Annotated in this window: 20 protein-coding genes; 11 read left to right on the forward strand and 9 right to left on the reverse strand. The window is 75.5% G+C overall.

The genetic code is table 11. The features are described from left to right. Window positions 1-5: 5 nt before the first annotated feature. Window positions 6-5,213: a SpoIIE family protein phosphatase gene (locus KDL28_RS06085; protein ID WP_252436219.1), complete on the forward strand. Its 5,208-nt coding sequence runs from the start codon at window positions 6-8 to the stop codon at window positions 5,211-5,213. 10 nt (window positions 5,214-5,223) lie between these two features. Here the strand turns inward: KDL28_RS06085 and KDL28_RS06090 are convergent, their stop codons facing one another. Next, on the reverse strand, window positions 5,224-5,793 hold the full coding sequence (locus KDL28_RS06090) for a hypothetical protein (RefSeq protein ID WP_252436220.1): 570 nt from the start codon (window positions 5,791-5,793) through the stop codon (window positions 5,224-5,226). A 110-nt stretch (window positions 5,794-5,903) separates the two neighbouring features. Between KDL28_RS06090 and KDL28_RS06095 the strand changes: the two genes are divergently transcribed. Further along, on the forward strand, window positions 5,904-6,779 hold the full coding sequence (locus tag KDL28_RS06095; RefSeq protein ID WP_252436221.1) for an NAD-dependent epimerase/dehydratase family protein: 876 nt from the start codon (window positions 5,904-5,906) through the stop codon (window positions 6,777-6,779). Between the two features lie 137 nt (window positions 6,780-6,916). Next, the gene (locus KDL28_RS06100) at window positions 6,917-8,176 is read left to right on the forward strand and encodes a SigB/SigF/SigG family RNA polymerase sigma factor (RefSeq protein WP_252436222.1); all 1,260 of its coding nucleotides are present in this window, start codon (window positions 6,917-6,919) and stop codon (window positions 8,174-8,176) included. A 260-nt stretch (window positions 8,177-8,436) separates the two neighbouring features. Here the strand turns inward: KDL28_RS06100 and KDL28_RS06105 are convergent, their stop codons facing one another. Then, on the reverse strand, window positions 8,437-8,775 hold the full coding sequence (locus tag KDL28_RS06105) for a hypothetical protein (protein WP_252436223.1): 339 nt from the start codon (window positions 8,773-8,775) through the stop codon (window positions 8,437-8,439). Window positions 8,776-8,985: 210 nt separating this feature from the next. Between KDL28_RS06105 and KDL28_RS06110 the strand changes: the two genes are divergently transcribed. Next, window positions 8,986-9,723, forward strand: coding sequence for an ATP-binding protein (locus KDL28_RS06110; protein WP_252436224.1), 738 nt, complete (start codon window positions 8,986-8,988; stop codon window positions 9,721-9,723). Between the two features lie 130 nt (window positions 9,724-9,853). On the opposite strand, the gene KDL28_RS06115 is transcribed toward KDL28_RS06110, so the two are convergent. Continuing rightward, window positions 9,854-10,570 carry a GAF and ANTAR domain-containing protein gene (locus KDL28_RS06115; protein WP_252436225.1) on the reverse strand — a complete coding sequence of 239 codons (717 nt, stop codon included), beginning with the start codon at window positions 10,568-10,570 and terminating at the stop codon, window positions 9,854-9,856. 2 nt (window positions 10,571-10,572) lie between these two features. Next, a complete protein-coding gene (locus KDL28_RS06120) occupies window positions 10,573-11,166 on the reverse strand; it encodes a GAF domain-containing protein (RefSeq protein ID WP_252436226.1) in 594 nt (197 codons plus the stop codon). Between the two features lie 335 nt (window positions 11,167-11,501). Here KDL28_RS06120 and KDL28_RS06125 point away from each other — a divergent pair, with 335 nt between their 5' ends. Then, window positions 11,502-11,912 carry an STAS domain-containing protein gene (locus tag KDL28_RS06125; protein ID WP_252436227.1) on the forward strand — a complete coding sequence of 137 codons (411 nt, stop codon included), beginning with the start codon at window positions 11,502-11,504 and terminating at the stop codon, window positions 11,910-11,912. Window positions 11,913-11,975: 63 nt separating this feature from the next. Here the strand turns inward: KDL28_RS06125 and crcB (KDL28_RS06130) are convergent, their stop codons facing one another. Both crcB (KDL28_RS06130) and crcB (KDL28_RS06135) read right to left on the reverse strand, forming a co-directional pair. Beyond that, entirely contained in the window at window positions 11,976-12,338 is a 363-nt protein-coding gene (gene crcB / locus KDL28_RS06130; RefSeq protein WP_252436228.1) for a fluoride efflux transporter CrcB, read from the reverse strand. Continuing rightward, window positions 12,335-12,835, reverse strand: a complete 501-nt coding sequence (gene crcB / locus KDL28_RS06135) for a fluoride efflux transporter CrcB (protein ID WP_308215928.1) — start codon at window positions 12,833-12,835, stop codon at window positions 12,335-12,337. The genes crcB (KDL28_RS06130) and crcB (KDL28_RS06135) overlap by 4 nt, the downstream gene beginning before the upstream one ends. Window positions 12,836-13,076: 241 nt before the next feature. On the opposite strand from crcB (KDL28_RS06135), the gene KDL28_RS06140 reads away from it, so the two are divergent. From KDL28_RS06140 to KDL28_RS06150, 3 genes are all read left to right on the forward strand, one after another. After that, on the forward strand, window positions 13,077-14,306 hold the full coding sequence (locus KDL28_RS06140) for a SigB/SigF/SigG family RNA polymerase sigma factor (protein ID WP_252436229.1): 1,230 nt from the start codon (window positions 13,077-13,079) through the stop codon (window positions 14,304-14,306). A 309-nt stretch (window positions 14,307-14,615) separates the two neighbouring features. Continuing rightward, complete coding sequence (locus KDL28_RS06145; protein WP_252436230.1) at window positions 14,616-15,083, forward strand: DUF4383 domain-containing protein; 468 nt, start codon at window positions 14,616-14,618, stop codon at window positions 15,081-15,083. A gap of 385 nt (window positions 15,084-15,468) precedes the next feature. Beyond that, window positions 15,469-17,268 carry a thiamine pyrophosphate-requiring protein gene (locus KDL28_RS06150; RefSeq protein ID WP_252436231.1) on the forward strand — a complete coding sequence of 600 codons (1,800 nt, stop codon included), beginning with the start codon at window positions 15,469-15,471 and terminating at the stop codon, window positions 17,266-17,268. A gap of 345 nt (window positions 17,269-17,613) precedes the next feature. On the opposite strand, the gene KDL28_RS06155 is transcribed toward KDL28_RS06150, so the two are convergent. Next, window positions 17,614-17,964, reverse strand: coding sequence for a DUF8129 domain-containing protein (locus KDL28_RS06155; protein WP_252436232.1), 351 nt, complete (start codon window positions 17,962-17,964; stop codon window positions 17,614-17,616). A gap of 76 nt (window positions 17,965-18,040) precedes the next feature. Continuing rightward, entirely contained in the window at window positions 18,041-18,517 is a 477-nt protein-coding gene (locus tag KDL28_RS06160; RefSeq protein ID WP_252436233.1) for a bifunctional nuclease domain-containing protein, read from the reverse strand. A 194-nt stretch (window positions 18,518-18,711) separates the two neighbouring features. Here KDL28_RS06160 and KDL28_RS06165 point away from each other — a divergent pair, with 194 nt between their 5' ends. Further along, on the forward strand, window positions 18,712-18,933 hold the full coding sequence (locus KDL28_RS06165; RefSeq protein WP_252436234.1) for an acyl carrier protein: 222 nt from the start codon (window positions 18,712-18,714) through the stop codon (window positions 18,931-18,933). 132 nt (window positions 18,934-19,065) lie between these two features. Here the strand turns inward: KDL28_RS06165 and KDL28_RS06170 are convergent, their stop codons facing one another. Then, complete coding sequence (locus tag KDL28_RS06170) at window positions 19,066-20,106, reverse strand: cation diffusion facilitator family transporter (protein ID WP_252436235.1); 1,041 nt, start codon at window positions 20,104-20,106, stop codon at window positions 19,066-19,068. A 302-nt stretch (window positions 20,107-20,408) separates the two neighbouring features. On the opposite strand from KDL28_RS06170, the gene KDL28_RS06175 reads away from it, so the two are divergent. Together KDL28_RS06175 and KDL28_RS06180 are read left to right on the forward strand one after the other, a co-directional pair. Further along, window positions 20,409-21,188, forward strand: coding sequence for an arsenate reductase/protein-tyrosine-phosphatase family protein (locus KDL28_RS06175; RefSeq protein ID WP_252436286.1), 780 nt, complete (start codon window positions 20,409-20,411; stop codon window positions 21,186-21,188). Beyond that, complete coding sequence (locus KDL28_RS06180) at window positions 21,185-21,565, forward strand: VOC family protein (protein ID WP_252436236.1); 381 nt, start codon at window positions 21,185-21,187, stop codon at window positions 21,563-21,565. The genes KDL28_RS06175 and KDL28_RS06180 overlap by 4 nt, the downstream gene beginning before the upstream one ends. The last annotated feature ends 31 nt before the right edge of the window (window positions 21,566-21,596 follow it).

Raw genomic sequence — 21,596 nt, forward strand, 5'->3', positions numbered from 1 at the left:
GGGTCGTGGCTGACCCCGCCGACCGGGGCGCGGGCGTCGAGCCGGTCGAGCACCCGGACGGGGCCGGCGAGCTGGCGCGCCGGGTCGCCGAGCTGGACTGGGCGGCCACCCCGCTGGGGCCGCGCCGGGACTGGCCCGCGGGCTTGTCCGCGGCGGTGCGCATCCTGTTGACCTCGCGGTTCTCCATGTGGATGGCGTGGGGCCCGCAGCTGACGATGTTCTACAACGACGCGTACTGGCGGGGCACCCTGCGCGCGAAGCACCCCTGGGCCCTGGGGCGCCCGGCGCGCGAGGTGTGGGCTGAGATCTGGGACGACATCGGTCCGCGCATCGAGTCGGTGCTGACCACCGGGCGGGCCACCTGGGACGAGGACCTGCTGCTGTTCCTGGAGCGCGCCGGCTACCCCGAGGAGACCTACCACACGTTCTCCTACAGCCCGCTGGCCGACGACGGCCGGGTGGCCGGCATGTTGTGCGTGGTCACCGAGAACACCGACCGGGTGCTGTCCGAGCGGCGGATGGCCACGCTCCACGACCTGGCCGCGGCGCTGGCCCCGGCGCACACCGAGGCCGAGGTGCTCGCCGCGGTGCGCGAGCGGCTGGCGGCCAACCGCCACGACGTGCCGTTCAGCCTCACCTACCTGTTCGACGACGACGGCGGCGCGGAGCTGGCCTGCACGAGCGGGGTCGACGCGGGCGCCGCCGCCGCCCCGACCACGATCGACGCGCGTGGCGGTGCTCGCGGCTGGCCGGTGCAGGGGGTGCGCGCCGGCCGCACCGAGGTCGTCGAGGACCTGGCCGCGCGGTTCGCCGACCTGCCGGCGGGGGCGTGGTCGCGGCCGCCGTCCGTGGCGGTGCTCACCCCGCTGGTCGGCGCCCCGGGTGAGGCCCGGCCCCGGGGCTTCCTGGTGGTGGGGCTCAACCCGTTCCGCGCCTTCGACGAGCGCTACCGCGGCTTCGTCGAGCTGCTGGCCGGGCAGATCAGCTCGGCGCTGGTGTCCGCGAGCGCCTACGAGGCCGAGCGGCGCCGCGCGGAGGCCCTGGCCGAGCTGGACCGGGCCAAGACCGAGTTCTTCACCGGGGTCAGCCACGAGTTCCGCACCCCGCTCACCCTGATCATGGGGCCGATCGAGCAGCTGCGCGCCGCCGAGCACGTCGACCCGGAGCGGTGGCGCGCGGAGCTGGAGGTCGCCCACCGCAACGGGCTGCGGATGGGCCGGCTGGTCAACACGCTGCTGGACTTCTCCCGGCTGCAGGCCGGGCGGATGCGGGCCCGGTTCGTGCCGACCGAGCTCGCCGCGGTCACCGCGGAGCTGGCCGGGATGTTCCGCGCGGCGGTCGAGCGCGCCGGCCTGGAGCTGGAGGTGCGGATCGACGAGCCGGGCGAACCGGTGTGGGTCGACCGCGACTCCTGGGAGAAGATCGTCTCCAACCTGCTGTCGAACGCGGTCAAGTTCACCTTCGCCGGCGCGATCGGCGTGCGCCTGCACCGCATCGGCACGGCGGTGGCGCTGGAGGTCTCCGACACCGGCATCGGCGTGCCCGCCGACGAGCTGGAGCTGCTGTTCGACCGGTTCCACCAGGTCCGCGGGGCCCGCGGGCGCTCGGCCGAGGGCTCGGGCATCGGCCTGGCGCTGGTGCGCGACCTGGTCGGGCTGCACGGCGGCACGGTCACCGCGACCTCCCGGGTCGGGGTGGGCACCACGTTCACCGTCCGGATCCCGCTGGGCAGCGCGCACCTGCCCGCCGACCAGCTCTCCGAAGACGCCCCGTCATCCCCCGCCTCAGGCTCCTCGGTCACCGAGTCGTTCGTCGCCGAGGCGCTGCGCTGGATGGAGCCGTCCACCGCGCCGGCCGAGCCTGCCGAGCAGGCGGACGGGCGGGCGGCACCCCCCGCCCGGCTGCTCATCGCCGACGACAACGCCGACATGCGCGAGTACCTGTCGCGGCTGCTCTCCGACACCTACGCCCTGCAGGTCGTGACCGACGGGGCGGCCGCGCTGGCCGCGGCCCGCACGCACCCGCCGGACCTGGTGATCACCGATGTGATGATGCCCGACCTCGACGGCTTCGCCCTGGTGGCCGCGCTGCGCGCGGAACAGGCCACCGCCGGCGTCCCGGTGATCGTGCTCTCGGCCAGGGCCGGGCAGGACGCCGTGGTGGAGGGGCTGGCCGCGGGGGCGGACGACTACCTGGTCAAGCCGTTCAGCGCCGCCGAGCTGCTCGCCCGGGTCCGCTCGGCGCTGGCGCTGAGCCGGTTGCGGCGGCGGGAGGCGGCCTGGCGCGGGGCGCTGCTGAGCGCCCTGCAGGACGGCCTGTTCGTCGTCGACGGCGCCGGGCGGGTCGTGCAGGTCAACGACGGCTTCGCCGAACTGCTCGGCTACGGCCACGACGGGCTGCCCTACCCGGCGCCGCACCCGTGGTGGCCCGACCGGGACACCGACCCGGAGGGCCACGCGCGGATCGCCGCGTCGCTGGCCGAGGTGCAGGCCACCGGGCGGGGCAGGCACCTGCTCGCGATGCGCCACCGCGACGGCCACCGGCTGTGGGTCGAGACCTCCGCCGCCACCGTCCCCGACCCCGAGCGGCCCGACGCGCCGCCGATGGTCATCGGCCTCGCCCGGGACGTCACCGCCGCTCACCGCGCCGCCCAGCGCGACCGCCTCCTGTCCGACGCCGGGCAGCTGCTCAGCGCCCCGGTCGGCGCGGCAGGCGGGATGCGGGAGCGGCTGCGGGACGTCGTCGACCTGGCCGCACCCGTGCTCGACGACATCGTCGTGATCGCCAGGGTCGGCCCGGACGGGTTCCTGCACCCGATCGCCGCGTCGCACCCCGACCGGCCCGAGCTCGCCGCGGCGATGACGGCGACGGCGCCCTACCGCGTCCCGGCGTCGCTGCTCGACGCCTACCGCCGGGGTCGGGCCGTCGTGCTCGATCCGGTCCCGCCCGCGGTGCTGCGCGAAGTGCTCGGCGACGACCACGACGTCCGGGCGCACCCCGGCCCGTCCGCGGCCGTCGTCGCGCCACTCACGGTCCAGGGACGGCTGGCGGGGCTGCTGATCGTCGCCTGCCCCGGCGACCACCCCCGCCCCCGCCCGCTGCCCCGCCACGGCGCCGCTGAGGCGGCAACCGACGGGCCGACCGGGCGGTTCGACCGGCTCGACGTCGAGCTCGCCGACGAGCTGGCCCGCCGGATCGCGGTCGCGCTGGGGGCGGAGCGGGTGGCCGAGCGCGAGCACCGGCTCAACACCGCCGCCACCGCGCTCGCCGCCGCGGCCACCGTGCCCCAGGCCGCCGCCGCACTGGCTGCCGCCGTCCGCGACGGCATGGACGCCTCCGGGATCGGGATCTACGTGCCGCAGGCGGAGAACCCGACCCGGCTCGAACTGGTCCACCACGAGGGCCCGCCCGCGCAGCCCGCGGGGCGCTACGCCGTCCTGAACCTCGACGACCGCACCGTCACCGCCGAGGCGGCCCGCACCGGGCGGCCGGTCTGGGTCGGCGGTCCCGCGCAGCTGCGCCCGCACCACCCCGACGGCGTCGCCGTCGACGGCGACCCGGTCCTCGCCGCGGCCGCCCTGCCGCTGCGCCACGCCGACCGCACGATCGGCGTGCTCGCCCTCGCGTTCCCCACGCCGCGCGAGTTCCCCGCCGACGAACGCAGCTTCGCCGTCACCCTGGCCGCGCAGGCCGCGCAGGCCTTCGAACGGGCCGCGCTCGCCGACGCCCGCGCCCAGCTCGCCGACACCCTGCAGCGCAGCCTGCTGCCCACCGCCCCGCCCAAGCTCGACGACCTCGCGCTGGCCACCCGCTACCTGCCCGGCGTCGCCGGGGTGCAGGCCGGCGGCGACTGGTACGACATCCTGGCCCTGGACCGGCACCGGGTCGCGGTGGTCGTCGGCGACGTCGTCGGGCAGGGCGCGCCGGCCGCGGCGGTGATGGGGCAGCTGCGGGCGGGCCTGGCGGCCATCCTGACCATGCTCGGACCCGACGCCGACCCCGCGGTCGCCCTCACCCGGCTCAACGACTACACCGCGCGGGTGCCCGGAGCCCGCGGGTCGACCGCGGTCTGCGTGGTCATCGACACCGAGGCCGGGCGGATCCGCTGGGCGGGCGCCGGGCACCCGCCCCCGCTGCTGCTCGGCCACGACGGCACGACCGCCGTCCTCGGCACCACCGGCCCGCTGCTGGGCGCCTTCCCGAGCGGGGCCCCGGGTGGGCTCTACCGGTCAGCGACGCGGGACTTCGCCGCGGGCGACACGGTCCTGCTCTACACCGACGGGCTCGTCGAACGCCGCGGCGAGGTCATCGACGACGGCATCACCCGCCTCGCCGACACCGCCCGCCCGCTGCACCGCGTCGACCCCGAGCAACTCGCCACGACGCTGCTCGGGGAGCTCGTCCCGCACGGGCTCGGCCACGACGACATCGCCCTCGTCGCCGCCCGCCACCTCCCGCCCGCCCTGCGCGCCCGCCACGAGGCCCGGGCCGACGAGCTCACCGGGATCCGCCGCGACGTCGACCGGTGGGCCGGCGCGTCGGGGCTGCACCCCGACCACGTCGAGGACCTGCAACTGGCCCTCGGCGAGGCCCTCGCCAACGCCGTGGAGCACGCCTACCCCGACGGCGCGGCCGGCACCGTCGACTACACCCTGCAGCTCGGCACCGACCGCGCGGTCCGGGCCACCGTCACCGACCACGGCCGGTGGCGCCCCCCGCCCGCGGACCGCGGCTACCGGGGCCGCGGCGTCGAGGTCATCCGCGCGCTCGGGCGCGACGTCACCATCGACCACGCCGGCCCGGGCCCCGGCACCGCGGTCGCCTTCACCCTCGACCCGCCGCCGCACGACCCCGCCGAACCGGTCGCGGCGACACCCGCGCCCGACCACGGGTCCCGGCCCGCGACGCTGCGCGTCCACCGCGAACCCGGCCACCTGCGGCTCGCCGTGCACGACGGCATCGACCTGGCCGGCATCGACGCCCTGCGCGAGCAGCTGCTGCACCACATCGACACCGCCGACCCGCGCACCCCGCTCGTGCTCGACCTGCGCGCCACCACCTACCTGCCCAGCGCCGGCATCGGGCTGGTCCTCGAACTCCTCGCTCGCGCCCGCGCGTCCCGGCGCAGCCTGACCCTCGACCACGACACCACCGGGCCCGCCGCCCGGGCCCTCGCCCTGGCCGGGCTCGCCCAGCAGCCCGCGACGCCGTGACCGCGACGGGTCAGGGCATCGGCAGGTGGTCCTGGTAGCCCAGCAGCGCGGCGGCCAGGTCCGCCGCGGCGTGGGTGCTCGGTTCGGTGCCGCCCTCGTCGGCGACCCGGCGGAGCAGGTGGGCGACGTCGAGCAGCGGCCCGACGAGCAGCGGAGCGCCCGCCCGGTCGGCGATGTGCGCCGCGCGCTGCAGGCGGTCGGCCACCAGGGCCATGTCGTCTGCCGAGGCGACCAGCGGGATGCTCAGGTCGATGACCTGGGGCGCCGGGTCGGGGGCGTGACCCGGCCGGACCGTGAGCCGGTCGAGCTCGTGCTCGGTGGCGGCGAGGTGGTGGCGCAGCTGCGCGTGCTCGGCCTCGAGGCGGGCCCGCACCTCGGGGTCGATCTCGTACCGGCCGGCGGCGTCGACGAGCTGCTGGTGCGCCTCGACGGTGGCGCGCTGGGCCTCGACGAGGTCGACGACCGCGGCCCGGACGGCGTCCGGGTGGCCGTCGCGCTGGGCGTTCAGGACGTCGAGGAGCTGGTCCTGCGCGGCCCGGGAGGCGGCGGTGAAGCGGTCGCGGGCGGCGTCGATTTCCACGCGGTCGAGGCTAAGCCCCGACACGGCGACGCACTCAGCCGCCTCGGCGAGCGCGGCGCCACCGCGCTCCTGATCGTGCGGTCGCGCCGCCCGGCGGGCAGGGTGGGGTCGTGCGCATCGCGGTGACCGGGGGCTCCGGCAAGCTCGGGCGGGTGGTGGTGGCCGACCTGGTCGCCCACGGCCACACCGTCACCAACCTCGACCGGGAGCCGCCCGCCGACCGGCCCGGGGGCAGCCGGTTCCTCCGGATCGACCTCGCCGACCACGGCCAGGTGCTGGAGGCGCTGCTCGGCGTCGACGAGCACCACCGCCGCGGCGTCGACGCACTCGTGCACCTCGGCGCGGTCCCCGCCCCGGGGTTGGCCACCGACGCCGCCACGTTCGAGAACAACGTGCTCAGCACGTACTCGGCCTTCGCGGCCGCGCGGGCCGCCGGCGTCCGCAACATCGTCTGGGCCTCCAGCGAGACCGTGCTCGGGCTGCCCTTCGACGAGCCGCCGCCCTACGCCCCGGTCGACGAGGCCTACCACCCGCGCCCGAACTCCAGCTACTCCCTGTCGAAGGCCCTCGGCGAGGAGATGGCGGTGCAGTTCTGCCGCTGGGACCCGCGCACGAAGATCATCGGGCTGCGGTTCTCCAACGTGATGCTGCCGCACGAGTACCAGCGCTTCCCGGCCTTCGACACCGATCCGCACGCCCGCAAGTGGAACCTGTGGGGCTACATCGACGCGCGCGACGGCGCGCAGGCGGTGCGCAAGGCCCTCCAGCTCGACGCGACCGGCGCCGACGTGTTCGTCATCGCCAACGCCGACACCGTGATGCGGCGCTCCAGCGCGTCGCTGATGGCCGAGGTCTTCCCGGACGTGGAGGTCCGCGGCGAGCTCGGCGAGCACGAGACGCTGCTGAGCATCGCGAAGGCCCGCCGCGTCCTGGGGTACTCCCCGGAGCACTCCTGGCGCGACGCCGTCCCCGCCGGGACCCCGTGACCGTCGGGGCGCGGTAACGGCGCCGTACCCGGTGGGTGACGTCACTTGCCGCATCGCCCCGGAGTACCTAGCGTGGTGGGCCCGGCGGCCCTGACCCCTTGCCGCACCGCTTCGCGCTCAATAGGGAGTCACCGGTCATGTCCCCTTCGCCCGCCCCGGACACGTACCGCCGAGCTCCGGATCCGGCTGAGCACCCCGACGAGCTCCTCGGGATCGACGTCCGCACGGGCCGCGACGCGGAGGGCCCCGTCGCCAGCGTCCGGGTGCGCGGCGACGTCGACCTGGCGACCAGGGGCCGGCTCGCCGACGCGCTCGGCACGGCGTTGTCCGCCGTCTCCACCCCCACCGGGCGCGGCGACCGGGAGCAGCAGGCCCGCATGGTGGTCGACCTGCGGCAGGTGTCGTTCGTCGACTGCGGCGGCGCCGACCTCGTCAGCGCGACCGCCCACGGCGCCGCGGCCCGGGGCGTCGACCTCCGCGTGCTCCCGGGCCCCGCCGTGCGGGACCTCCTCGCGCTGCTCGGCGGGTGGGTCGCGATCGGCGGTCCGGACGCGACCGCGGTGCTGCCGCCCGCCGCGGCGGAGCCCGGTCCTTCCCGAGCCGACGTGCAGCGCGGCACCGAGTACGACCACCTGCCACCGCTGTTCGTCGAGCGCGACGGGCTGCGGCCGGCGGATCCGCGGCGGGCCGCGCTGCGCGACGAGCTCATCCTCGGCTACCTCCCGATCGCCCGGCACATCGCCCGCCGCCACCGCGCCCGCGGCGAGAACCCCGACGACCTCGAACAGGTCGCCACCCTCGGGCTGATCAACGCGGTCGACCGGTTCGACGTGCAGCGCGGCGTCGACTTCCTCGCCTACGCCGTCCCCACCATCAACGGCGAGGTGCAGCGGCACTACCGCGACCGCACCTCCACCATCCGCATCCCCCGCCGGATCCGGCAGCTGCAGTCCGCCGTGCACCTCGCGGTCGAGGAGCTCCGCAGGCAGGGCGGACGCGCACCGCGCCCCAGCGACATCGCCCGCCACCTCGGCATCGACCTCGGCGACGTCCTCGACGCGCTCGAGGCCGGACCCCGGGCCCACGTGTCCTCGCTCGACGAGCCGTTCCCCGGCGACGAGGCCGCCCCCGAGAACACCCGCTTCGCCGCGGCGCTCCAGGTCGACGACTCCGACCTCGACCTCGTCGAGGACCGCGAGTCGCTCGCCCCGCTGATCGCCGCCCTGACCGAGCGCGACCGGCAGATCCTGCTGCGGCGCTTCTACGGCAACCAGACCCAGAGCCAGATCGCCGACGAGCTCGGCATCTCCCAGATGCACGTCTCCCGGCTGCTCGGCTCCATCCTCGCGCGGCTGCGCGCCGGCCTGGAAGGGGCGGCGGCACGGCGGTCGAGCTGAGCCCGTCCCCGCCGGTCAGCCCGCGGTGCGCTGGAACTCGGACCGCTCGAACTCGCTGTCGGGCAGCCCGGCTGCGCCGGCTTCGTCCTGCCGCTGCACCGCAGCGCCCCGGCCCTGGTCACGCCGGCGATGGCACCGGGGCGGGCCGAGCTGTTCACCGTCCCCACGCCGTCCTGGGCCACCCTCACCACCTGACCGCGGACTCGACGGAGCGGCGATCGCGGCCGCGCACCACCGCCCCCCGTCGAGCACCGGGCGCGTCACCCGGCGGGCGCGTCCTCGTCCCGCTGCTCCGGCGGTGCGGGCACCCCGGTGCCGGGTGCGGGCGGACCGGTCCCGCTCGGCGGCTGCGCCCAGCGGCGGTGCTCAGCCCGTTCGTGCTCGGCGAAGGAGCGCGCGTCCGCGGCCTGCGCCCGCAGCCGCTCGGCGCGGCCGGGATCCTCCGCGGCCCGCTCCTCCGCCATCCGGTCGCGCTGCTCGGCGATCTGCTCCTCGGTGTCCGCGACGTGGCCGGCGATGTCGGACACCTGCGCCGCCAGCCGGCGACCGCGGTCCAGGTTCGCCGCGGCCCTGGCGCGGAGGCCCTCGGACTCGTCCATGCCTGATTCGTACCCCCTGCCCGGCTCCGCCGCAGCGCGCAGGCCGGCGCGGCGCGGTCGAACGACCGTCCACGCCCGCGCCCGGTGTCGCCGTCGGGCGCATGGAGCCCGGACCGACGGGTACCCGCCCACCGCTGCGATGTGACGACCGACCGCCGACGACCGCTCGCCTGCCCACGGGTCCTTATGGTGTGCAGTGGAGGTGCACCTGTGCTGATCAGCGCCGTCGTGGCGGGCCTCGAGGTGGACCCGGACCGCGCCGAGGTGCACCTGGCCGGCGAGCTGCGCCTGGGCACGGCCCCCGACGTCCGCCGGGTACTGGCCAAGCTGTTGGCCTCCCACCGCCGGCTGCTGGTCGACCTGTCCGGCTTCCGGCTGGCCTGGGAGCCCGCTGCGGGCGTCTTCAGCACCGCGTTGGCCACCGCGGGCGGCTGGCCCGCCGCGCACCTGGTGCTCTACGCCGCCGAGCCGCGGATGGCCACCGAGCTGCACCGCCGGCGGATCACCCGGACCGTCCCGCTGGTCGCCGACCGGGCCGCGGCCCGGCAGCGGCTGCTGACCCGCCCCGACACGGTCAGCCGCCACCTGCACCTGCCCCCGGAGCCCACCTCACCCCGCGCCGCCCGCGAGTTCACCACCGCGGCCTGCCACGACTGGGCCGTCGACGACATCGCCGGCGGCGCCCGGCTGGTGGTCACCGAACTGGTCACCAACGCCGTGGAGCACGCGGGCACGCCGTGCGAGGTGGGCCTGCGGCTCGACGAGCAGGGGCTGTGGATCGAGGTCCGCGACCACCTGCCCGGGCCGTCGCCGCGCCCACGGCCGCGGGCCGTCGGCGTCGGCAGGGGACGCGGCCTGCACGCCGTCGCGACCATCGCCCTGCGCCTGGGCGGCACCACCCACGACGACGGCAAGACCGTGTGGGCCCTGCTGTCCACGGCGGGCTGACGCCGCTCACGTGCTACCTCGCCTCGTCGGCTCCACCACTGTGGACCCGGTCGGGACGGCGATCGGACCTCCGGATCCCGCCGTGTCGGCGGGATGCCACGGGGACCCCCGCGCGTGCCGAGCGGGGCCCTCACCCCTGGCGCGTCGGCGGTCTCCCGGTCTCCAGGACCTCCTGGGCGACCTGGGCGACCTTGCTCCGCCGGCTGCGCGCCGCCGAGCGCAGGACCTCGAAGGCGCTGACCGCGTCCATCCCGCCCCGCCCCATGAGGAAGCCGACGGCGCGCTCGATCAGGACCCGGTTGTCCAGGGCGTACTGGAGCTGACCGGCGAGCTCGGTGGCGTTGTGCCCGGCCAGGGCGGCCCGCAGCGCCGCCTCGACCACCGCGCTGTAGCGGACCAGCGCGTCCTGCTCCGACTCGTCCCAGGCGTGCGGGTGGTCGCGGTAGACGTCCAGCGACCCGACCGTCACCCCGCCCAGGCGCACCGGCACCCCCATCACGGCGCGCACGCCGTGCTCGACGATGGTCTCCCGGCTGCGCGGCCACCGCTCCTCGCGGGTCATGTCCTCGGTCCGCACCGGGGCGCCGTGGACGAAGGTGTCGACGCAGGGGCCCTGGCCGGTCTCGGACTGGACCTCCTCCAGCACCCGCCCGGGGCCGTCGCTGGAGACCAGGTAGCGCAGCGTGTTCTGGTCGTCGGCGATCATCAGCCCGCTGCCGTCGACCCCGAACAGGTCCACGCACGCGGTGACCGCGCGGTCGATCGCCCCGGTGATGTCGTCGTGGCCGTCGGCGACGCCCAGCCGGCGCAGGCTGGCCGCCAGGTTCTGCGGATCGATGTTGGGCAACGTCAGTCCTCCTCGATCGGCCGGGGCCGGTTCGGCACACTCCCGTCGGTCCGGGCGGCGGCCTCCAACCGGAGCAGGATCGCGATGACGGCACCATATGCCTCGACGGCGCGCACCTGGGCGTCGTCCCACCGTTGCGGGGTGCGGTGCAGCGCGTTGAGCGTACCGACGGTCTCGCCCCGCACCCGCACGGGAACGGACAGCACCGCCCGCGCTGCGCCGCCGCCGCGCGGCTGCCCGTTCGACGGGCCCCGCAGGCACTCCCACACCGGGGCGTACCGCTCGCTGCCGGCCAGGTCGTCGACGGCGACGACGGCCCCGTCGCGCACGCAGTCGATGCCCGGTCCGACGTCCAACCGCTGCTGCGCCGCCTCCAGCACGCCCGCGGCGTCATCGGTCACGCCCACCACCCGCAGGACGTCGTCCTCGTCGAGCATCATCAGCCCGACGCTGTCCACGCCGAGGACGCCGGTGGCCGCGGAGAGCACCTCGTCGAGCCGCGCCTGCACGTCCTGCCCGTCGGCCCGCGTCGGGAGGTCCACCCTGGCCAGCAGAGCCATCAAGCTCACGGAGAAGGCGACGTCGTCGATGGGCATGCACGGCTCCGATCACGGTCGGCGCGGCTCGGGGCGGACCGCCGCCGCCCTTCCGCCCGCCACAGCTGCTGTCGCGCCTGTCGTACCCCGTACGGTGGCCCCCACTCGGTGGCCGCGGATGCGGTGGCGCCGCGCGACGCCCGGTGCGCACCGCGCCCGTCCGCGACCTGACGGAGATCAGACGGGGATCACCCACGCGGGTGATCCGCTGCCCCGACCGTTGCACCGACCGAGACATGGGTACCAACCAGCTTCCGGCCGTTCGCTCTGCCCCCCGCGACCAGTCGGGCCAGCACCGCGCGTCCGCGGTGGCGGCCAACGAGAAGGGGGAACGGGTGTCCCACGACAGTGCGTCCGGCCCGGTGTTCGGCCTCACGCGCATCCCCGACGCGCCCATCCCCGGCCGCCACGCGGTGCTGCTGACCGCGCGCGTCGACATCGACCTGTCCACCCGGGCCGCGGCGCGGGACCAGCTGCTCGACGTCGCCTCCGGGCCGGCGGAGGCGGTGCTCATGGACCTGACGGGCGTGTTCGTCGGCGCCGTCGCGGTGCGCGATCTCGTCGAGCTCGCCGAACGCACGACCCACCTCGGCAAGCCGCTCGTCGTCATCGGGGCGCCGCCGTGGCTCCCGGTCCTGGCCGCGCGGCTGGACATGCCACCGCTGCGGTTCACCGCCTCCGCGGAGGCGGCGGTCTCCGAACTGCGCGCGGTCGCCGCGGCGGCCGACGGTGGCGTTCCCGCCTGAGCGCCGCCCCGCCCCGGGGCGGGCAGGTGCGGGGCCGACGACGAGCGGGGACGCCGAGTCCCTTCACCAGGGCAGCGCGAGCCCGACCAGGTAGCCGGCGGTGACCGCGGAGAGCCCGGCGACCACGCTGCCGACCAGGTTCGCCACGGCCGTGCCCACGGCGCGGCCCTCCAGCAGCGCGAACGTCTCGTAGCCGAACGTGCTGTAGGTGCTCAGCGCCCCGCAGAAGCCCACCCCGAGCACCGCGGCCTGCGCGGGGTCGACCGCCAGGGCGGTGACCAGGCCCAGCACGAACGACGCGACCACGTTCACCGTGAAGGTGCCCCACGGGAACCCGCCGCGGAGCCTGCCCCGCACGGCCCGGTCGACCAGGTACCGCAACGGCGCCCCCACCGCGGCCCCGATCGCCACCCACAGCACCGTCATCGCCGCTCCCCCGCCGACCACCGGGCGGTCGCGCGCCGGGTCAGCCACACCCCGACCGCCACGGCGAGCAGGGCCAGCAGCGGCGTGGCCACCGCGTAGCCCGCGGCCGGCACGACCCGTCCCGCGCCGACCAGCCCGACCACGTCCACCGCGTAGCTGGAGAACGTCGTGTAGCCGCCGAGCACCCCGACCCCCAGCAGCGGGCGGGTCAGCGGGTGCACCCGCACCCGCTCGGTGACCAGCACCATGAGCACGCCGATCAGCACGCAGCCCGACGCGTTGACCAGCAGCGTCGACCACGGCCACGCCCCGGGGGCGTGCGGGAGGGCCAGTGACAGCCCGTAGCGGGCCTCCGCGCCGACCACCCCGCCCACCGCGACCGCCACCAGCACCGGCACCGGCCCGCGCCCGGGGCCGCCCGCCTCCGGGCGCTCGGCCGCGTCGCCCGGGTCGTCATCGGGATCGACGATCTCGGGCCGCTCCTCGGCACCGGACACGACTCACCCACCTCTCGTCGAGGTAGGGACTGTTGGCGCCGGGCCGGAGGGGTGCCCGTCCCGGAGCGGTCGTCGGCGAGCCCCACCGCCGTCGCGGACGAGCCTAGCGGCCGATGGCGCACGGCGGTGGCGGGCGGTTTGCGCGCTGCTCGGACCGGGAAGCCGAACGTCGACCGCCTTGCCACGTGCTGACGAAGCCCGCTGGACAGCGCTTCGCCGCCTCGACCGGGAAGTCGCCCCCATGCCTCCAGCGTCCGCCGCACCGTCCCGCCAGGACCGGCCCGCAGCTCCCGGGATGCTGCGGATCGACGTGCGGACGCACGCCGGCGGCCGCACGACGCTCCGGGCGAGCGGCGAGGTCGACCTGGCGACCAGGTCGCACCTCACCGACGCGCTCGACGCAGCGCTCGGCAGGGCACTCGGCACCGGGTCGCCCGCCCTGGTCATCGACCTCCGCGACGTGACCTTCATCGACTGCGGCGGCACCCAGACCATCGCCGACACCGTGCGCACCGCCCTGGCCCACAGCATCGACCTGCGCGTCCAACCCGGCCCCGCCCTCGACGACCTCGTCGCGCTCATCGGCGGCTGGAACGCCCTCGTGATCGAGACCGACGGCGTCCGGGTCGACGGACGAACCCCATCAGAAGCCCAGCCGGCAGCCGGCGATCCGCCGGCCGATCCCCCGGTGGTCGCCGAGTACGACCACCTGGCGCCCCTGTTCACCGAGCGCAAGCACCTGCCCGCCGACCACCCCCGCCGGCGCGCACTGCGCACCGAACTCATCACCGGCTACCTGCCCGTCGCCCACCACATCGCCCGCCGCCACCGCACCCGCGGCGAGAACCTCGACGACCTCGAGCAGGTCGCCACCATCGGCCTGATCAACGCCGTGGACCGCTTCGACGTCGACCGCGGCCACGACTTCCTCGCCTTCGCCGTCCCCACCATCACCGGCGAGATCCAGCGCCACTACCGCGACCGCACCTCCACCATCCGCATCCCCCGCCGCATCCGGCAGCTGCAGAGCGCCGTCCACCACGCCACCGACGAGCTCAGCCGCCGACACGGGACCGCCCCCCGACCCAGCGACGTCTCCCGGTACCTCGACATCGACCTGGCCGCGGTCATCGAAGCCCTCGAGGCCAACTCCCGCACCCAGCTCGCCTCCCTCGACGAACCCTTCCCCGGCGACGAGACCGCCGCGGAGAACCAGCGCTACGCCGGCGCGCTCGGCGCCCCCGACCCCGACCTCGACCTCATGGAGGACCGCGAAGCACTCGGTCCGCTGCTGGACGCGCTGCCCGACCGCGACCGGCGCATCCTCCTGCTGCGCTTCTTCGGCAACCAGACCCAGAGCCAGATCGCCGACCAGCTCGGCATCTCCCAGATGCACGTCTCCCGCCTGCTCACCACCACGCTCGCGCGCCTGCGCGCCGGCATGGACGGCACGACCCAGCACCAGGCCTGACGCGCCGCCCACAGCAGCACCAGGAGCACGCACAGCAGGAAGAACCAGGCCCGCGAGACGAAGCCGCTCGCGGTCGAGGCGAAGCGGTCGAAGAACGACAGGTGCTCGGAGATGCCGGACGGCATCGTCGCGTCGGCCCTGCCGGACCGGCTCCGGTCGCCCCCCGGCGCCCCGCGGGACGGGTGGTCCGCGGACTGGCCAGGTGCACCCCGTTCAAACGGTTCAGCCGACTACGAGCGCCGCCCGTGGGTACTGCTGACACCACGCCGATGACCACCCCGGCCACCGGCACCCACGGAAGGAACAGTCATGACCTCCAACCCCACCGGCGACCCCGGTTCGACCACCCGGACCGGGCGCCACCCCGTCCAGCTGGCCGCCATCGTCGTCGCCGCGGTCTTCCTGCTCGTCGGCATCCTCGGCTTCATCCCCGGCATCACCACCAATTACGACCAGCTGTCCTTCGCCGGGCACGGGTCCGGTGCCCTGCTGCTGGGCGTGTTCGCCGTGTCCATCCTGCACAACCTGGTCCACGCCGCGTTCGGCGTGGCCGGGCTCGCGCTGGCGCGCACGGCCACCGGCGCCAAGAACTTCCTGATCTGGGGCGGCGCCGTCTACGCCGTGCTCTGGATCTACGGCCTGCTGATCGACCACGACAGCGCCGCCAACTTCGTGCCGGTCAACACGGCCGACAACTGGCTGCACCTGGTGCTGGCCATCGGGATGATCGGGCTGGGCGTGCTGCTCGGTCGCGGCCTTCCCGCCCGCCGGCACTGAGCAGGCCACCGCGGCGCGAGGTCCGACTCCGCCGCGGCCCGCCCGTCCCCGATCCCGTGTCCGCCCCGGGGTCGGACCGACCGGACCCGGCCGGTCCGACCCGGTGCGGTCGGGCACCGCTCCCGGGCGCGGACGCCGGAGATCAGCACCCGGTGATCATGGATCTGGGGACGTCGGCCGCACCACCGCGGCCCATGTCCCCAACCCGACCAGCCCCCACCGGGGCAGGGACTCCGGCACCGGCGGACCGGCTCATGCATGAGTGGCCGCCCCGGTCGGGGGTACCACCAGCGGGCACGTCCTTCCGGAGGGAGCCCGACATGATCGCAGTGGTCCGCACGGGAACGGTCGGCCGGCGCCCGGTCGTGGTGAGCGGGGCGGGCGCGTGAACGACGGGCCGGACCTGGTCGCCGACGGCGTCGTCGCGCGGTTGCGCGACTGGGGGGTGCGTCGGGTCTTCGGCTACGCGGGCGACGGGATCGACCCGCTGCTGGCGGCGTTGCACCGGGCGGGCGGCGACCCCGAGCTGGTCACCGCCCGGCACGAGGAGATGACGGCGTTCATGGCCGCGGGCCACGCCAAGGTCACCGGCGAGGTGGGCGTCTGCCTGTCCACCCAGGGCCCGGGGGCGATCCACCTGCTCGCCGGGCTCTACGACGCCAAGCTCGACCGCAAGCCCGTCGTCGCGATCGTCGGCCAGGTCGTGAGCACCGCGCTGGGCAGCGGCTACCTGCAGGAGGTCGACCTGCACACGCTGTTCAAGGACGTCTGCGGCCAGTACCTGCAGACCGTGCTGTCCCCCGAGCAGCTGCCCCTGGTGCTCGACAACGCCTTCCGCACCGCGCTGGACACCTCCAGCCCCACCTGCGTGATCGTGCCCCACGACGTGCAGAAGGCCAAGCTGCCCGAGCAGACCCCGCACGCCCACGGCGTCGTGGCGACCAGCACGGCGATGTCCCGCCCGCACGTGGTCCCGAGGGCGGCCGACCTCGACCGCGCCGTGGAGGTGCTCACGGCCGGCTCCCGCCCGGCGATCCTGGTCGGTCAGGGCGCCTACGGGGCGGAAGCGGAGCTGGTGGCGCTGGCCGAGCGGCTCGGCGCCGGGGTGACCGCGTCGCTGCTGGGCAAGCCGGTGCTCGACGAGTCCCTGCCCTACCACTGCGGCGTGATGGGCCACCTCGGCACCACCGCGTCCGCCGAGCTGATGCGCGGCTGCGACACGCTGCTCGTCGTCGGCAGCAACGACCCGTGGACGGAGTTCTACCCGGCTCCCGGGCAGGCCCGCACCGTCCAGGTCGACATCGCCGCCCGCAACATCGGCACCAAGACCCCGGTCGAGGTCGGCCTGACCGGCGACGCCCGCGACACCCTGGCCGCGCTGCGCGACCGGCTCGCCGCGCACGACGCCGCCCCGGCCGACCCCGGCTGGCGCGACCGGGTCGAGCGGGCCGTGCGCCGCTGGCACGACATCCGCGAGCAGCGCGCGGCGGAGCAGCCCGGGAACGGGCAGCTCAACCCGCAGCAGGTCGTGCACGCGCTGTCGGCGGTGCTGCCCGACGACAGCACCGTCAGCGTCGACGTCGGCTCGTGCACCTACTGGTACGCCCGGTTCCTGCGGCTGCCCCCCGGCGTGCGTGGCCACGTCTCGGGCACGCTCGCGTCCATGGGCTGCGCCATGCCCACCGCGCTCGCCGCGAAGCTCGCCCACCCCGACCGCCCGGTCGTGGTGCTGGCCGGCGACGGCGCCATGCAGATGAACGGCCTGCTGGAACTGGTCACCGTCGCCCGGCACTGGCGCAGCTGGAAGGACCCCCGCTTCGCCGTGCTCGTGCTGCACAACCGCGACCTGTCCGAGGTCTCCTGGGAGCAGCGGGAGATGGAGGGCGACCCCCGCTACCCGACCTCGCAGGAGGTCCCCGACTTCCCCTACGCCGGCTACGCCGAGCTGCTCGGGCTGGCCGCCGCCCGGATCGAGTCCGCCGGGCAGATCGAGGAGGTGTGGCGCCGGGCGCTCTCCGCCGACCGTCCCTTCCTCGTCGAGGCCGTCGTCGACCGCGACACCCCGCTGCTGGCCCCGCTGCAGCCCGACGAGAAGGTCGAGCAGATGCTCGCCGGGATCGCCCAGGAGCCCGACGGCGACTCGGCCGCCGCCGCGCTGCGCCGCCACCGCGACCACGAGGCCTGAGCGGCAGCGAGGCTCCGCAGGCTCCTCGGCGGCGAGGATGGCGCAGCGGGCCCGGGAATGAACACCCGGGAAGCGCGGTTGTACCGGCTGTCCGAGCCGGGCGATCCGAGTCCCCGGGCCTCACCTCCTGCCACCCACGGGTGCGCCGAGAGGCGACCGGCGTCCGACCCGGACACCCCAGCCGCTCCCCGAGACCCGCCGCGTCCGGCGTTCCCGCCGCCGTCGACGCGGCTGCCCGGGCGACGCCGCCCCCGCGGCGTCGCCCCCTCCACCGTCCCCGCCGGGTCGGGGACCGGCGTCAGCCCACCCATGGTCCGCAGCACGGGTGGGCGACGCCGCTCCCGCTCAGCGGGCGCGGACCTGGCGGTTCGGGGTCTGGCCCGCGACCCCGTGCCGCAGCGGCTGGTTGTTGTCGGTCTTCCCGCCCGGATCACCGGCCGGCATACCGGCCGGCGGCGGAGCGTGCTCGGGCTGCGCCCCGGCCGGGTCGCCACCGGACGGCTCGGCCTCGCCGGACCGCAGCGCGGCCAGCCGCTGTTCGAGCAGCTGGACGACGGCGACCCGGTCGCCGTGCTCGCGCTCGTGATCGAGCAGGGTCGACAGGCCGTCCGCGTCGAGCGTCCGGATCCGGTGCGCCACGCTGCCGACGGGCAGGTGGTCGAACTCCGGGATGGGCAGCGGCGAATCGTGGCTCATGGTCCTGCGGGTACCCACCCGGCCGCGCTCAATCGGTGCGATCCCACTCGCTCGAACTCCCCGGGCCGCGGGTGGGTCAGACCCTGAAGTCGTCCGGCACGACGTCGGCGAGGAAGCGGCGGAACCGGTGCAGCTGCTCCCGCTGCGCCGGTGTCGGCTCGGGCGCGAGCCCCGCCGCGCCCGTTCCGGCCGGGCTGAGCAGGTCGTCCTCGGCCATGATCGGAACGCGGTCGGCGAGTGCGAGCAGCACGGCGTCGGGTGGGTCGGTCAGCACCTGCCCGCCGCCGTCGAGCAGCACCGTGGCGGCCCAGCGGCCGGCGGCGCCGGCACCGATCACCACGCGCACCGGGCGGTGGCCCACCGCGGCCCGCAGCAGCCCCAGGAGGCCGAGGGTCGCCGGTTCCACCCGTTCGCCGCGCCACGCCGCCTCGATCGCCCGCGCCCGGACCGGCCCGACCTCCATCCGCAGCAGGCGGGCCGCCCCGCCGACCTCCTCGAAGAGCAGGACGGGCCGGCCGGACACCGCGTCCACGCCCACCATCACCAACCGCATCCGCAGCACCGTCGTCCCCTCCCGCGCCCACGTGATCGGGTGGCCGCTCGACCCGCGGGTGCGGTGGTCGCGGTGCCGCTCCGTCGGGACGGGGTTATCCCACCGTTCGCGATGTCATGCGTCCACCGCCGCGTCGGCGCGGATCCGATGGGTACCCGGGCACCGAAGTGACGGATCGACGTGAGGAGACCAGCATGGCCACCGGCGAAACCGGATTCGACGACGTGACCTTCGACCTGATCTCGGTCCAGTACCACTCGTTGAAGGCCGGCCACGACTACGGCCAGTACGTCCGCGACGCGGAGAACGTAGGCCGCACCGACATCGCCGACTTCTTCCGCTCGGTCATGGCGCAGGACTCCGAGCGGGCCGCCCGCTGCCACGAGTTCCTCAGGGACATCGAGAAGTCGTCGTAGGACGGCCCGTCGCCGGCCGGCCCACAGGTGCTCGCAGGCCCGTGCGGCCGGCCGGCGTCGGTGGCCCGACCGGGGCGATCGCCACCGAGCACGGCCGACCGGCGAGCCGCCGGCCGGTGAAGGGGGAACCCATCAGCCGGAGCTGGTGTGGTGGGCCAGCGCGTCGTGGTGCGCGCGCCCCTCGGGTCCCGACGGGCTCGTGTGCACCGTGGCCTCGACCAACCGGGGCACCCCGTGCAGCAACCGGTGGTGCGCCTCGGCCGCGATCGCGTGCGCACCGACCAGGCTCAGCCCACCGTCGACGACGATGCCGACCTCCGCGCGGACCCGGTGGCCGATCCAGCGCAGCCGCACCGCCTCGATCCCCTGCACGCCCGGCACCCGGAGCAGGGTCGCCTCGGCCCGGTCGACCAGCGCGGGGTCGACGGCGTCCATGAGGCGGCGGTAGATGTCGCGGGCGGCGCTGCGCAGGACCACCAGGATCGCGACCGTGATCAGCAGACCGACGATCGGGTCGGCGAGCGGGAACCCCACCAGCACCCCGAGCCCGCCGACCACCACGGCGAGCGAGGTGAAGCCGTCGGTGCGGGCGTGCAGGCCGTCGGCGACCAGCGCGGCGGAGCCGATCCGGCGCCCGACGCGGATGCGGTAGACCGCCACCAGCTCGTTGCCGGCGAACCCGACGAGCCCGGCCACGATCAGCGCGCCGACGTCGCCGACCGGTTGCGGGTCGAGCAGCCGTCGGATCGACTCGTACCCCGCCACGACCGCGGACAGCGCGATCATCGCGACGATCACGACACCGGCGAGGTCCTCCGCCCGCCCGAAGCCGTAGGTGTAGCGACGGGTCGGCGAGCGGCGCCCGAGGACGAACGCGATCCACAGCGGGACGGCCGTCAGCGCGTCGGAGAAGTTGTGGATGGTGTCGGCGAGCAGCGCCACCGATCCGGTGAGCGCGACGACGACCGCCTGCAGCGCCCCGGTGACCAGCAGCACCAGCAGGCTGACCTTCAGCGCCCTGATCCCCGCGGTGTCGGCCTCCAGCGCCGGGTCGAGCGAGTCCGCGGGGTCGTGGCTGTGCGGTGCGAAGATCGACCCCAGCAGACCGCGGACCCCGGTCGGATGCCCGTGACCGTGGGCCTCACCATGGTCCGGATCGCGCCGCTCGACCATTTCTTCCCCGTCCCGCCGGACCGCTTTCGCCACCCTCCCCAATTCCGGGCGAATTCGCAACCCACCCGAAAGGCGACGGCACAGCGATTGGCAGTGATTGGCAACAAGCAGTTCCTCGCCGTCGCCGACGATTGTCGGTTCGACGTCCACCGCCGCGATCGCGCCCGGCTCAGGCGCGCCTGCCTCGACGGTTCCCGACGCGCACCCGCAGCACGCAGCCCTCCCTCGAGCTGATACATCAAACCGGCTTGATGCATTGGGTTCGTCGGCTGTACTGTGCTCTCGTGTCGCTCCGACGACAGATCGCCACGGGTCCTCCGGCATTCCTCCGGACCGCGGCCCATCCGCTGCGCTGGCAGCTCCTTGCCGCACTCGCCGACAGCGACTACCGCGTCCGGGAGCTCAGCGCCCGGGTCGACGAGCCGCAGAACCTGGTCTCCTACCACCTGCGACTCCTGCGCGACGCCGGGCTGGTCACCGCCACCCGCAGCAGCTCCGACGGCCGCGACAGCTACTACCACCTGGACCTGGACCGCTGCGCACGGGAACTGGCCGACAGCGGGTCCGCCCTGCACCCGGCGTTGCGCCACGACCCGACCGGGCCCGCCGCCCCCCTCCACGGGCACCGGGGCGGGCCCGTCGCCGTGCTGTTCGTGTGCACGGGCAACAGCAGCCGCTCCCCGATCGCCGAAGCCCTGCTGCGCCACCGCACCACCGGCCGGGTGACCGCGACCAGCGCCGGCAGCCGGCCCAAGCCCGACCTGCACCCCAACACGATCCGGGTGCTGCGCGAGTCCTACGGCGTCGACCCCTCCGCGCAGCGCCCCCGGCACGTGGACACGCTCGACGGTCGCCGGTTCGACCGCGTCATCACCCTGTGCGACCGCGCGCGCGAGGTGTGCCCGGATTTCCCCGGCCACCCCCGACGGGCCCACTGGAGCGTCCCCGACCCGGCCACGCCAGGGGGCACCGCCGACGCGACGTACCCCGCGTTCCAGCGCGTCGCCGCCGAGATCGACACGCGGATCGGCCACCTGCTGCCGGTCCTGACCGAACCCGTCCACCAGAAGGATCCGCCGTGACCGAGACCGACCAGTACGTCGGAGTCCGCTACATCGTCGACGACGTGCAGACCGCCATCGACTTCTACACCACCCACCTGGGTTTCGAACTCAACACCGACGCCGCCCCCGCGTTCGCCGACGTCGTCCGCGGCCGGCTGCGGCTGCTGCTGTCCGGGCCCGCGAGCTCGGGCGCCCGCGCCACTCCCGCCGACGCCGCGACCGCCGGCCGCAACCGCATCCACCTGGTCGTCGACGACCTCGACGCCACCATCACGCGCCTGCGCGACGCCGGCGTGCGGTTCCGCAGCGAGCTGGTCAGCGGCCCCGGTGGCCGCCAGATCCTGATCGCCGACCCGGACGACAACCTCGTCGAACTGTTCGCCCCGCGCCGCTGAACGGCGCCCCACTCGCGAAGACGATCTGCGC

It is taken from the genome of Pseudonocardia humida (assembly GCF_023898865.1).
In the GTDB taxonomy this organism is placed as follows: domain Bacteria; phylum Actinomycetota; class Actinomycetes; order Mycobacteriales; family Pseudonocardiaceae; genus Pseudonocardia; species Pseudonocardia humida.

Bases quoted from the DNA above. Each gene is read 5' to 3' on its own strand.
- KDL28_RS06100 (WP_252436222.1), top strand. From the start codon at position 6,917: ATGTCCCCTTCGCCCGCCCCGGACACGTACCGCCGAGCTCCGGATCCG.
- KDL28_RS06105 (WP_252436223.1), bottom strand. From the start codon at position 8,775: ATGGACGAGTCCGAGGGCCTCCGCGCCAGGGCCGCGGCGAACCTGGAC.
- KDL28_RS06120 (WP_252436226.1), bottom strand. From the start codon at position 11,166: ATGCCCATCGACGACGTCGCCTTCTCCGTGAGCTTGATGGCTCTGCTG.
- crcB (WP_252436228.1), bottom strand. From the start codon at position 12,338: ATGACGGTGCTGTGGGTGGCGATCGGGGCCGCGGTGGGGGCGCCGTTG.
- KDL28_RS06140 (WP_252436229.1), top strand. From the start codon at position 13,077: ATGCCTCCAGCGTCCGCCGCACCGTCCCGCCAGGACCGGCCCGCAGCT.
- KDL28_RS06145 (WP_252436230.1), top strand. From the start codon at position 14,616: ATGACCTCCAACCCCACCGGCGACCCCGGTTCGACCACCCGGACCGGG.
- KDL28_RS06155 (WP_252436232.1), bottom strand. From the start codon at position 17,964: ATGAGCCACGATTCGCCGCTGCCCATCCCGGAGTTCGACCACCTGCCC.
- KDL28_RS06160 (WP_252436233.1), bottom strand. From the start codon at position 18,517: ATGCGGTTGGTGATGGTGGGCGTGGACGCGGTGTCCGGCCGGCCCGTC.
- KDL28_RS06165 (WP_252436234.1), top strand. From the start codon at position 18,712: ATGGCCACCGGCGAAACCGGATTCGACGACGTGACCTTCGACCTGATC.
- KDL28_RS06170 (WP_252436235.1), bottom strand. From the start codon at position 20,106: ATGGTCGAGCGGCGCGATCCGGACCATGGTGAGGCCCACGGTCACGGG.